Genomic DNA, 11,561 nt, shown 5'->3' on the forward strand with positions numbered 1-11,561 from the left:
AGCACGGGACTGCGCCCGCAGCACGGGAGTGCGCCCGCTGCAGGGGGCGCAGTCCCGGCCGGCGGGCGCAGTCCCGGCCGGGGGGCGCAGTCCCGGCCGGCGGGCGCAGTCCGCGCCGGGAGCCGAGCGGGGCCGAGCCGCGGGCGGGCCCGGCGGGGGCGCGGACGGGCCGGCCGGAGCCGCCGGCGGGCGTCACCCGGATGCGCACCAGTTCACCCGGGACCGCCGGACAAATCGGACAAATGCGCTCATAGACTCACGACCAGGAACGGGCCTGGGGTGGACGACCCGTCCCCCTGAGGCCCCACGACCGACGACACCGGGGAGGGGGATCCGTGCCGGAGCCGACCGCCCCTGCCCCTGACGCCTCCTCCCCGCACCCGACCGCCCGCACCGGGCGCGGGACCGCCTGCCCCCAGGCGCCGCACGAAGGGCTGACCCGCCGATGAGCACGAACGCCAGCGACCTGCGCGCCCGCGCCGTGTCGTTCTACCTGCCCCAGTTCCACCCGGTGCCGGAGAACGACGCGTGGTGGGGCCCCGGCTTCACCGAGTGGACCAACGCCGCGAAGGCACGCCCGCTGTTCCGGGGGCACGACCAGCCGCACCTGCCGGCCGACCTCGGGTTCTACGACCTGCGGATGCCCGAGGCCCGGGAGGCGCAGAGCGACCTGGCGCAGCGGTACGGCGTCGAGGCGTTCGTGTACTGGCACTACTGGTTCGGCGGCGGCCGGCGCATCCTCGAGCGGCCGTTCACCGAGGTCCTGGCGTCGGGCGCCCCGTCCGTGAAGTTCTGCCTGGCCTGGGCGAACCAGACGTGGAGCGGCATCTGGCACGGCGCCAGCGACCGCATCCTGATGGAGCAGACCTACCCGGGGCCCGAGGACGAGCAGCGGCACTTCGACACCCTGCTGCCGGCGTTCCGCGACGAGCGGTACCTGCGCGTCGACGACCGGCCGGTGTTCTACGTGTTCCGGCCCGAGGACCTGCCGGACGCCGCGGCGTTCGTCGACCGGTGGCAGGGCATGGCCCGCGCGGCCGGCCTGCCCGGGCTGTACCTGGTGGCCGAGGTGTCGGACCTGCTCGGGCGCGGCCCGCGGTACACCGACGTGGACGCCGCCGGGTTCGACGCGGGCGTCTACATGCGGATCCCGGCGCGGACCACCCGCGCCGACGTGCTGCGGATGCGGGTGGGACGCAAGCTCGGCCGCCCGGAGATCTACCCGCACGCAGCCGACTTCCAGCCCGCGCCCGCCGGCATCTCCGAGAACCTGCAGCCGTGCGTGTACCCGAGCTGGGACAACACGCCGCGCTCGGGCACCCGGGGGCTGGTGGTCACCGGCTCGACCCCGGAGCTGTTCCGGCGGCACGTGCGGCAGGCCGTCGACACGCTGCAGGACCGCCCGGCCGCCGAGCGGCTGCTGTGGGTCAAGTCGTGGAACGAGTGGGCCGAGGGCAACTACCTGGAGCCGGACCTCGAGCACGGCCACGGCTGGCTGGAGGCCCTGCGGGACGGGCTGAGCGGCACCAGCACGCTCACCACGGAGCCGGCGCGGGTGCTCACGCCGACCCCGGCGCTCGCCCCGACGGACGGGGTCGCGCATGGCTGACCGCACCGACGCGCCGCCCCTGCGGATCGCGATGCTGTCGTACTACCTGCCGTCGGGCAGCAAGATCGGCGTCGGCTTCCAGGCGCACGAGCTCGCGACCGAGCTGGCCCGCCGCGGGCACCACGTCGACATGTTCAGCGACTGCCCGCCGGTGCCGGGCGCGGAGTACGGCCACCGGCACGTCGCGATGTCCGGCTCGCTGCGCACGTTCCGGTTCGCGAGCGCGCTGCGCCGGCAGGACTACAGCGGCTACGACGTGCTGCACGCGCACGGCGACGACTACTGGATGTGGCGCCGCCGCGCGCCGCTGCACCTCCGCACGGTGCACGGCTCGTGCTTCGAGGAGGCCCGGCACATCCGCGGCGCCAAGGAGAAGCTGCGCATGCTGCTGCTCGGGTTCAGCGAGGTGCTGGCGTCCTTCGTCGCCGACCGCGTCGTGGTCGTCTCCCCGCAGACCCGGCGCTGGGTGCCGCGCTCGCACGACGTCATCCCCAACGGCGTCGACACCACCCGGTTCACCCCGGGCGACGACGCGGGCCGCACCGAGCACCCCGTGATCCTGTTCGTCGGCACCTGGCACGGCCGCAAGCGCGGCAAGGACCTGGCGGCGGCGTTCGTCGAGCACGTCCGGCCGCGCGTCGAGGGCGCCGAGCTGTGGATGGTCACGCGCGACGCCCCGGTCGACCCCGGCCCGGGCATCAAGGTCCTGGGCCGGCTGTCCGACGCCGAGCTCGCCGACGCGTACCGGCGCGCGTGGGTGTTCTGCCTGCCGTCCTCGTACGAGGGCTTCGGCATCCCCTACGCCGAGGCGATGGCGAGCGGCCTGCCGGTCGTCGCGACCCCGAACGTCGGCGCCCGGTACGTCAGCGACGAGGGCCGCGCCGCGGTGCTCGCCGAGCTCGACGACCTGGGGCCGGCGCTGGCCGACCTGCTGCTGGACGGGCACCGCCGCGCGGAGCTCGCCGCCGCCGGGCTCGCCCGGTCCCGCACGTTCTCCCTGACCGCCGTCGCCGACGCGTACGAGCGCCTGTACCGCCGTCCGGCCCGGGGCACCCCGCCCCGGTCGTCCGCGACCACCCGCACCACCGCCGCACCCGCCGGCCGACCCGCCCCTGAGGAGCGTTCATGACCGACGTCGCCATCCGCGCGAGCGGGGTGAGCAAGCACTACAAGATCGCCGCGAACGACGACAAGCCGTCGACCGCGGCGGAGGCCCTGGTGCACCGGCTCCGGCACCCCATGGAGCGTCAGCACTTCGAGGAGTTCCGCGCGCTGGACGACGTGGGCTTCGAGATCCCCTGGGGCGAGGCCGTCGGCATCCTGGGCCGCAACGGCGCCGGGAAGTCGACGCTGCTCAAGCTGCTGACCCGCGTCGCCGCCCCGACCCACGGCCGCATCGAGCTCGGCGGCCGCGTCGGCTCGCTGCTGGAGGTCGGCACCGGGTTCCACCCCGAGCTGACCGGCCGGGAGAACGTGTACCTCAACGGCACGCTGCTCGGGATGCGGAAGTCGGAGATCAAGCGCCGGTTCGACGAGATCGTGGCGTTCTCCGGCGTCGAGAAGTTCCTCGACACCCCGGTGAAGCGGTACTCGTCGGGCATGTACGTGCGGCTCGCGTTCGCGGTCGCGGCCCACCTCGACACGGAGATCCTCGCGATCGACGAGGTGCTGGCCGTCGGCGACGCGGAGTTCCAGGCCAAGTGCATCGACCGGATGAAGACGGTCGCCGCCGAGGGCCGGACGGTCCTGTACGTCAGCCACCAGATCCAGACCGTGAAGGCCCTCTGCACGACCGCCCTGTACCTGGAGCACGGCGGGCTGGTCATGCACGGCGACGTGGACGACGCCATCGAGCTCTACCAGACCAGCCGGGACCGCGCGGCGCTCAGCCAGACGGACATCGACCGGCGCCCCGGCACCGGCGAGCTGCGGATCACGTCCGCGACGATCTCGAGCCCGCTCTACCGGACGGTCGAGTCGAAGACCATCGAGTTCCTGGTCAACGCGAACCCCGACTACATCGGCAAGTACTTCGTCTCCTGCCACGTGAACGACCGGCACGGCACGACGATCCTGCAGTGCGACTCCCGCGTCACCGGCCTGTGGCTGGACCCGGCGCAGGAGCAGAAGATCGCGCTGACCATCAACGGCCCCTGGCTCAAGCCCGGCGAGTACTCCGTGGACCTGTACGTCTGCTCCTCCGGCGTGCTGGACGCGTTCGAGGGCGCCGGCCGGTTCGAGATCCACCCGGTGCTGCCGTACCCGCAGGCCGTGTCCGACGAGGGGCTCGACGCCGGTCTCGTCCTCGCCGACTTCGACTACGAGAGGCGCTGACCCGTGGCCGCCGCACGCACGATCGTCATCACCCCGCCCGGCCGGCTGCCGCTGCCCGGCTGGCGCGAGCTGTGGGAGGCCCGCGAGGTCTTCACCCGGTTCGGCACCCGCGACCTCAAGCTCCGGTACCGGCAGACCGCGCTCGGCGTGGTCTGGGTGGTCCTGCAGCCGCTGCTGAGCGCCGGCATCTTCTCGATCGTCTTCGGGCAGATCGCCGACCTGGGCAGCGACGGGGTCCCGTACTTCGTGTTCACGTTCGCCGGCATGCTCGCGTGGACGCTGTTCAACGGCATCGTCACGCGCGCCGCGCCGTCCCTGGTGAACAACCAGGCGCTGGTGTCGAAGGTGTTCTTCCCGCGCATGCTGGTGCCGCTGTCCTCGATCCTGTCGGTGATGGTCGACTTCGCGGTCGCCGCCGTGCTGATGGTCGGGCTGCTGGTGTGGTTCGGGATCTTCGCGGGCTGGGCCCTGCTGACGCTCCCGCTGTGGATCCTCGCGGTCGTGCTGCTGGGCAGCGGCATCGGCCTGCTCAGCTCCGCGCTGATGGTCCAGTTCCGCGACGTGGCGTACATCGTGCCGTTCGCCATGCAGACGCTGCTGTACGCGAGCCCGCTGGCGTACTCGCTGAGCGAGGTCGGCGACAACATCCGATGGCTGTTCGACATCAACCCGCTGACCTGGCTGCTCGAGGGCTTCCGGTGGGCGCTGCTCGGTCTGGCGCAGCCGCCGGGCTGGCAGATGGTCGCCGCGGCCGTCACGAGCGTCGTGGTGTTCGTCGCCGGGGCGCTGGTGTTCTCGAAGATGGAACGCGGCTTCGCGGACGTGATCTGACGTGACCTCGACGCCGGCCACGACGCCAGGCCAGGAGCCCGCCCGCCGCACCGGCCGCGGGCGCCGGGGCGTGGTCCTGGGGCTGACCGCCGTCCTGGCCGCGTCCGCCGGCATCGGCGGCTGGCAGCTCGCGACGCAGCGGTCCGGCTCCGGGGAGGACGCCGTGGCGGCGGCCCCCGCGGCCGGCGACACGTCCGCCCGCATGTGCGGCGTCGCCGACACCGACCGGTACGCCGCGCTCGCCGCGGACGCGCCCGTCGCGACGGTCGAGGCGCTGGTCGCCGACGCGGGCGAGGACGTGCCGACGCAGCTCGCGGCCGTCGAGGGGCACGTCGCCGCGCTGCGCCAGGACGGCGCGACCACGACGATCAGCCGCTGGACGCAGGACGGGCGCGCCGGGACGCCGGTGACGGTCGAGGCCGGCTCCGATGACGCCGCGCCGAGCAGCTTCGCGCTGACGCAGGACGGCGGCGTGCTGGCCGCCGACGGGTCCCGGTCGGGCACGACCGTCGGGCTGTGGACCGACGGCGACGAGCCGGGCACCACCTGGGACCTGGCCGACCTGGACCGCGGGCGGGTGTCCGCGGTGCTGGGCTGGACGGCCGGCCACGACGACGTGCTCGCCACGGTCGTGCTCAGCGGCTCGCACCAGCTCGCGCTGCTCAAGGCCGACGGCACGGTGGACGGCGACGGGCCGGAGCTCGACTGGGACGTCTACCCGCGGTTCTACCCGCAGGACGACGGCACGCTCGCGGTGCTCAGCGACGCCGACGAGCAGTCCTCCTCCATCTCGCTGGTGCACTACGCCGCCGACGGCACCCCCGGCCTGCGGGTCGAGGGCACGCTGTCCGGCGAGTCCGCCAACGGCCGGGAGTCCACGCTGGACCACCCGACCGGTGTCGCGACGGCGGCCGACGGCGGGCTCCTGCTCGCCGGGCCCACGTGGCGGCTGGTCGAGGTCGGCCCCGACGGCGTGTGGCGGCGCATCGCGCTGTCCGGCGAGGGCCAGGGCTCGACGTTCCGGTTCGCGGACCTCACGCCGTTCGTCCGGCAGGGCGACGCGGTCTACTTCTTCTCCCCGCGCGAGGACGGCGCCGGTCTGCAGCTGTCCCGCGTCGGCGACGCCGACCTGGACCTGCTGCTCGACGCGCCGATCACGTGGGACGTCAACCACGCCTCCACGCTCGACCGGCTCGGCTACGGCGCGGGCCTGGCCACCGACGCGGTGGACGACTACTTCGGGCCGGACGCGACGCCCGCGGTGCACGCGGAGTTCGCCCTCTGGTGGGGCGACCTGGCCGACACCTACGAGCTGCGCTACGAGGTCACCGGCGACCCGTGGCTGGACCCGCCGGTCGAGCCCGCCTCCGGCACGGTCGCGATCCCCGCGGACGGCGGCGAGGTGCCGCTCACGCTGCCCGACGCGCGGCCGGGCCCGTACGAGGTGCACGCCGAGCTGGTCGAGAAGGCCACCGGCGAGGTCCGCACCGCCACCTGCCTGCGGTACGCCGTCGGGGCCCCCGGCTCCACGTACGACCCCGCGTCCCTCGCCGACGGCGCCGACTGGGGCGGCCCCGGGCCGCTGCGCGGCGTGCAGCTCGCGGCGCAGCTCGGCATCGGCAGCCACCGCGTCCAGCTGGACTTCGGCCGGCTCGTGCCGGACGTCGCCGCGACCCCCGCGGTCGGCGCGCTGGACCTGTCCTCGCTTCCGGGCGCCGAGGACGGCGACCCCTACGCGGGCATCGCCGCGGCCGCCGCGCTCGCCGCCGGCACCGACGTGCAGCTCTACGTGCAGGTCGGCCAGGGCGGTGAGGCGGAGCAGGAGGCCGTCGCCTCCGGGACCTGGGGCGCGTGGGTGCGGGTCATCGCCACCGCCCTGCACACCGGTGCCCCCGACCTGCACCTCTGGGCGCCGTGGAACGAGCCGAACAACACCGGCTTCGGCGACGGCGCCGACTACGCCGTGCGCGTCCAGGCCCCGTTCGCGGAGGCCGTCCGCGCCGTCGACCCGCAGGCGCGGATCATCGGCGGCAACGCGCTGAACGTGGTCGTCCCCTGGTACCAGCAGCTGGTCGACGGCGGCGGCTGCACCTCCATGGACATCGTCGGGATCCACCCGTACACCGGCTTCAACCGGTCGTGGGACGAGGAGGGCACCGACGGGCCGATCGGCCAGATCACCGCGGTGAACGAGCTGCTCGCCCAGTGCGGCGCCGACGCCCCCGAGGTCTGGGACACCGAGTCCGGCTGGTGGTCCGACGGCCCCGTGAGCCACTGGGCGCAGGCGTACGACGTCGCGCGGTCGCTGCTGTGGATGTCGGAGCTGGGCGTCGACGAGTGGATGTACTTCTTCAGCGAGGGCGGCTGGGGCGAGGGCGGCTTCACGTGGTCGCTCGTGCAGCTCGGGTCGTTCGTGAAGCCGGGCGCGCTCGCCATGGCCACCGTGTCCGGGGCGCTCGACGGGCGGGGCGCCCCCGACGTGCTGGACACCGGGGACCCGGCGCTGCACGCGATGGCGTTCGGCGCGGCCCTGGGCGCCGACCCCGGCGCCCCCGCGGCGGACCCCCTGCTGGCCGTGTGGACGCAGGACGAGGTCACGGACGTCGCCCTCACGGCGGCGACGGCCACCACCGTCACGGTCACCGACCTCTACGGCGGCACACGCACGCTCGACGTGGCGGCGGGCGAGCCCACGGCCCTGCGCGTCACCGGCGCGCCCGTGCTGCTCACCGCCCCCGAGGACGCCGCGCTGTCGGTCGCACCGGCGACGCCGCGCGGCACGAACCTGCTCGCGGGCGGCACCGCCACGGCCAGCTCGACCACCGACGGCACCGACCCCGCGGACCTGGTCACCGAGGAGGGCGCCGGGTCGAACCCCTGGCGCGCGGCCGGTCGCACGGCCGACGGCCCGGACACCGAGCCGTGGGTGCAGGTGGACCTCGCGGCGCCCGCCACGATCGACCGCGTGGTCGTCGAGAGCGCCGGGATCCGGTGCTGCACCTCCGGCGTCAAGGCCTACACGGTGAGCGTCCAGGACGCCGAGGGCGAGTGGCACGAGGTCGGGAGCCAGGACGGCCTGTTCCTGGAGCGGACCTCCGAGGTGACGTTCGAGCCGGTCGAGGCGACCGCGGTCCGCGTCCAGGTGCCGAGCACGCAGACGCGCGGCATCACCGTGCCGGACGTGAACTACTCCGGCCAGTCCGGCGGACTCCTGCCCGCGTGGGAGCCCGTCCAGGCGGAGCCGACCTGGCCCGTGTCGCTCGTCCGGCTCGCCGCGTACGGGCCGGGGGCGGCCGGGTGACACCGGCACCGCGACCATCCACCACCCGCACGACCACCCGGAGGGGACGACGATGACACCCAGGGCCACCGTGGGCATCCCCGTCTACAACGGCGAGAAGTACCTCCCGGCCGCGCTCGACTCCGTGCGCGAGCAGGACCTCGAGGACATCGAGATCGTCATCTCGGACAACGCCTCGACGGACGCCACCGAGGAGATCTGCCGCGCCGCCGCCGCGGAGGACCCGCGCATCCGGTACCACCGGCAGGAGCAGAACCGCGGCGGCCGGTGGAACTTCAACCACCTGGTCGAGCTGGCGCGGGCGCCGTACTTCACCTGGGCGGCGGCGGACGACGTCCGGCGGCCCGCGTTCGTGCGGCGCTGCCTGGAGGTGTTCGCCGACTCCGACCCGGCGACCGTGCTGGTCTACCCCCGGACGCAGATCATCGACGCCGGCGGGGTGGTCACCGAGGACCTCAACGACGCCGACCTGGCCTGCGACGAGCCGACCCCGCACGAGCGGATGGGGCACTTCCTGCGCGCGCAGGCGGCGCACCTGTTCTACGGCCTGCACCGCACCGACGCGCTGCGCAGCACCCGGGGCATCCGGCCGACCGTCGGCAACGACCTCGTGGTCCTCGCCGAGCTCGCCTGCCGCGGGCCGTTCCAGCTGGTGCCCGAGCAGCTGTTCCTGCAGCGCCGGCACGCCGAGCAGTTCTCCGCCCAGGGCCAGGCGCAGGTCGCGTGGCACGCGCCGTCGGCGTCCGTGCGGTTCGCGTTCCCCCACACCAAGGTCAGTGTCGAGCTGGTCCGGGGCGTGCTGTCCTCGCGCCTCGACGCCGCCGAGACCGCGCGCTGCCTGGCGACCATCCCCGTCGCGTGGACGCTGCCCCGCTGGCGCGGGCCGGCCGCGGACGTCTGGGCGGCGCTCGGGCTGGAGCCGCGGAGCAGCCGGCGATGACCGGGGACGCCTCGGGCACCGCGGGCGCCGCGCGCGTGCCCGAGGTGCACGTGCTCACGCCGGGCGACCACTTCTCCCCCCGGACCGGCTCCGCGATCCCGACGGTGGTGGACGGCCTGTGCGCCGCCCTGCCGGAGGGCACGGTCCCGCGGCCCCGCGTCGTCGTCGCCGACGGCACCTACCCCGACCGGTACGCCAGCGCCGACCCCGTCGGCTACCCGCTCGTGACGGCGCGCCCGGCGGACCGGTACCTCGACGCGCTCGCCGGGCGGCTGGACCTGCCGCGTCCCGGGGTCCGCCGCACGCTGCGCCCGACCCTCGCCGACCAGGACGCGTGGCCCGCCGGGGTGGTGCTCGCGCACAACTCCCCGCAGCTGGTGCCGCTCGTGCACGACCGGCACGCCGCGGTGCTGTACGCGCACAACCTGCTGCTGCGCACCTACTCGGTGAAGGAGGCCGACCGGGTGCTCGGGCGCGCGGCGGCCGTCGTCTGCGTGAGCGGCGCGCTGGCCGAGCAGACCGCCGCGCACCTGCCGGCGGCGCTGCGGGACCGGCTGCGCGTGGTGCCCAACGGCGTGGACACCGCCCGGTTCTCCCCGCGGGCGGACCCGGCGCGCGCGGAGCGGCTCCGGGTCGTGTTCGTGGGCCGGATGATCCGGGACAAGGGCGCGGACGTGCTGCTCGACGCGGTCTCCCGGCTGTCGCGCGACGACATCGAGCTGACGCTGGTGGGCTCGCAGAACTTCGACGCGGGCGCCACGCCCTCGCCGTACGAGCGGGACCTGGCGGGGCGGGCGGCGGCGCTCGGCGACCGGGTCCGGCTGCTGCCGTTCACCCCCCGGTCCGAGGTCGCGGACGTCTACCGGCAGGCCGACGTCGTCGTGGTGCCGTCCCGGTGGGCGGAGCCGTTCGCGCTGACGGTCATGGAGGGCATGGCCTCGGGCGTCCCGGTGGTGGCGTCGGCGATCGGCGGCATCCCCGAGGTGATGGGCGACGCCGGCGTGCCGGTGCGGCCGGACGACCCCGCCGACCTGGCCGCGGCCCTGGAGGCGCTGGCGGACGACGAGGCGCTGCGCCGCCGGATCGGCAAGACGTGCCGGAAGTGGGCGCTGGCCCACGACTGGGCGTGGTCCCGCGGCCGCCTGGACGCCGTCCTCACCGAGGTGGCCGGCGTTTCACCCACGCCGGTCGGGTGAACCTTTTGCCCCAGTTGTCCGAATTGTCGCGATGACCGGCACGATGGTCCCCATGCGCGTCCTGCGGATCTCCCACAGCGCCGTCGTCACGGCGTGGCGCGGGCGGGAGGACGCCCTGCGCGCCCGCGGGCTCACCGTCCGCACGCTCAGCGCGCGCACCTGGGCCGAGGGCGGCCGCGACGTCGACCTGGAGCCGCGGCCGGGCGAGGACGTCGTCGGGGTCCGCACCCTCGGCTCGCACCCGAACGTGTTCCTCTACGACCCGCGGCCGATCTGGCGGGCGCTCGGCGAGGACTGGGACGTCCTGGACCTGCACGAGGAGCCCGCGGCGCTCGCCACCGCCGAGATCCTGCTGCTCCGGGCGCTGCGCCGGGTCCGCACCCCGTACGTCCTGTACTCCGCGCAGAACCTCGACAAGCGGTACCCGCCGCCGTTCCGGTGGTGGGAGCGGCTCGCCCTGCGCGGCGCCGGCGCGGTCAGCGTCTGCAACGCCGAGGCCGGCCAGGTGCTCCGCCGCAAGGGGCTGACCGCGCCCGCGCACGTCATCGGGCTGGGCGTCGAGCCGTCCGCCCCGCAGCAGGACCACCCCGGCGCCGACGGCGGCGCCCCCCAGGACGCCGGCGTAGTCGGTGCGGCCGCCCCCGCGCGCACCGGCTACGTCGGCCGGCTCCTGCACCCCCACAAGGGCCTCGACGTGCTGCTCGACGCCGCCGAGGCCGACCCGCGGCTGCACGTGGCGGTCGCCGGGGCCGGTCCGTACGAGGCCGAGCTGCGCCGCCGGGCCGCGAGCCCCGCGCTCGCCGGGCGCGTCACGTTCCACGGGCACCTGGCCGGGGCGGACCTCACGGCGTTCTACCGCGGGCTCGACGTGCTGGCCGTGCCCTCCGTGCCCGCACCCGGCTGGCTGGAGCAGTTCGGCCGGGTGGCCGTCGAGGCGATGGCGGCGGGCGTCCCCGTCGTGGCGTCCGACAGCGGCGCGCTGCCCGACGTCGTCGGCGGTGCCGGCATCCTCGTGCCCGCCGGTGACGCCGCCGCGCTGGCCCGGGCGCTCGCCGTGGTGCTGGACGACCCGGAGCGCGCCGCCCGGATGCGCGAGGCGGGCCTGGCCCGGGCGGCCGAGTACACGTGGGACGCGATCGCGGAGCGCTACGAGGCGATGTACCGCTCGCTCACCACCCCCACCCCCCCCCCCCCCCCCCCCTCCCCCCCCCCCCCCCCCCGCCGCACCCCCCCCCCCCCCCCGCCCTCGTCCCCGTTCCTCATCATCCCCAGCTGCACCGCGCAGATAGTCACCTTCTTGTTCTTCGCCCTCCTCGAGATTGCGCGTCCGGTTATCGCCGAGTACCGCCG

The 11,561-nt window shown here is 75.1% G+C and carries 8 protein-coding genes; all 8 read left to right on the forward strand.

Annotated features, from left to right (window positions below; all coding sequences use genetic code 11):
* Positions 1–445 precede the first annotated feature (445 nt).
* Positions 446–1,609, forward strand: coding sequence for a glycosyltransferase WbsX family protein (locus KJP73_RS12305; RefSeq protein WP_213283156.1), 1,164 nt, complete (start codon positions 446–448; stop codon positions 1,607–1,609).
* Positions 1,602–2,738, forward strand: a complete 1,137-nt coding sequence (locus KJP73_RS12310; RefSeq protein WP_213283157.1) for a glycosyltransferase family 4 protein — start codon at positions 1,602–1,604, stop codon at positions 2,736–2,738. The genes KJP73_RS12305 and KJP73_RS12310 overlap by 8 nt, the downstream gene beginning before the upstream one ends.
* Positions 2,735–3,943 carry an ABC transporter ATP-binding protein gene (locus KJP73_RS12315; RefSeq protein ID WP_213283158.1) on the forward strand — a complete coding sequence of 403 codons (1,209 nt, stop codon included), beginning with the start codon at positions 2,735–2,737 and terminating at the stop codon, positions 3,941–3,943. The genes KJP73_RS12310 and KJP73_RS12315 overlap by 4 nt, the downstream gene beginning before the upstream one ends.
* Positions 3,944–3,946: 3 nt before the next feature.
* Positions 3,947–4,774, forward strand: a complete 828-nt coding sequence (locus tag KJP73_RS12320; RefSeq protein WP_213283159.1) for an ABC transporter permease — start codon at positions 3,947–3,949, stop codon at positions 4,772–4,774.
* Position 4,775: 1 nt separating this feature from the next.
* The gene (locus KJP73_RS12325) at positions 4,776–8,075 is read left to right on the forward strand and encodes a discoidin domain-containing protein (protein ID WP_213283160.1); all 3,300 of its coding nucleotides are present in this window, start codon (positions 4,776–4,778) and stop codon (positions 8,073–8,075) included.
* Between the two features lie 52 nt (positions 8,076–8,127).
* Positions 8,128–9,015: a glycosyltransferase family 2 protein gene (locus KJP73_RS12330; protein ID WP_213283161.1), complete on the forward strand. Its 888-nt coding sequence runs from the start codon at positions 8,128–8,130 to the stop codon at positions 9,013–9,015.
* Entirely contained in the window at positions 9,012–10,211 is a 1,200-nt protein-coding gene (locus KJP73_RS12335; RefSeq protein ID WP_213283162.1) for a glycosyltransferase family 4 protein, read from the forward strand. The genes KJP73_RS12330 and KJP73_RS12335 overlap by 4 nt, the downstream gene beginning before the upstream one ends.
* Before the next feature lie 31 nt (positions 10,212–10,242).
* A partial coding sequence (locus KJP73_RS12340) for a glycosyltransferase family 4 protein (RefSeq protein ID WP_249669341.1) occupies positions 10,243–11,561 on the forward strand: 1,319 nt, incomplete at its 3' end.

The organism is Cellulomonas hominis, from assembly GCF_901521055.1.
GTDB classification, from domain to species: domain Bacteria; phylum Actinomycetota; class Actinomycetes; order Actinomycetales; family Cellulomonadaceae; genus Cellulomonas; species Cellulomonas endometrii.

Bases quoted from the DNA above. Each gene is read 5' to 3' on its own strand.
- KJP73_RS12315 (WP_213283158.1), top strand. From the start codon at position 2,735: ATGACCGACGTCGCCATCCGCGCGAGCGGGGTGAGCAAGCACTACAAG.
- KJP73_RS12335 (WP_213283162.1), top strand. From the start codon at position 9,012: ATGACCGGGGACGCCTCGGGCACCGCGGGCGCCGCGCGCGTGCCCGAG.
- KJP73_RS12305 (WP_213283156.1), top strand. From the start codon at position 446: ATGAGCACGAACGCCAGCGACCTGCGCGCCCGCGCCGTGTCGTTCTAC.
- KJP73_RS12330 (WP_213283161.1), top strand. From the start codon at position 8,128: ATGACACCCAGGGCCACCGTGGGCATCCCCGTCTACAACGGCGAGAAG.
- KJP73_RS12310 (WP_213283157.1), top strand. From the start codon at position 1,602: ATGGCTGACCGCACCGACGCGCCGCCCCTGCGGATCGCGATGCTGTCG.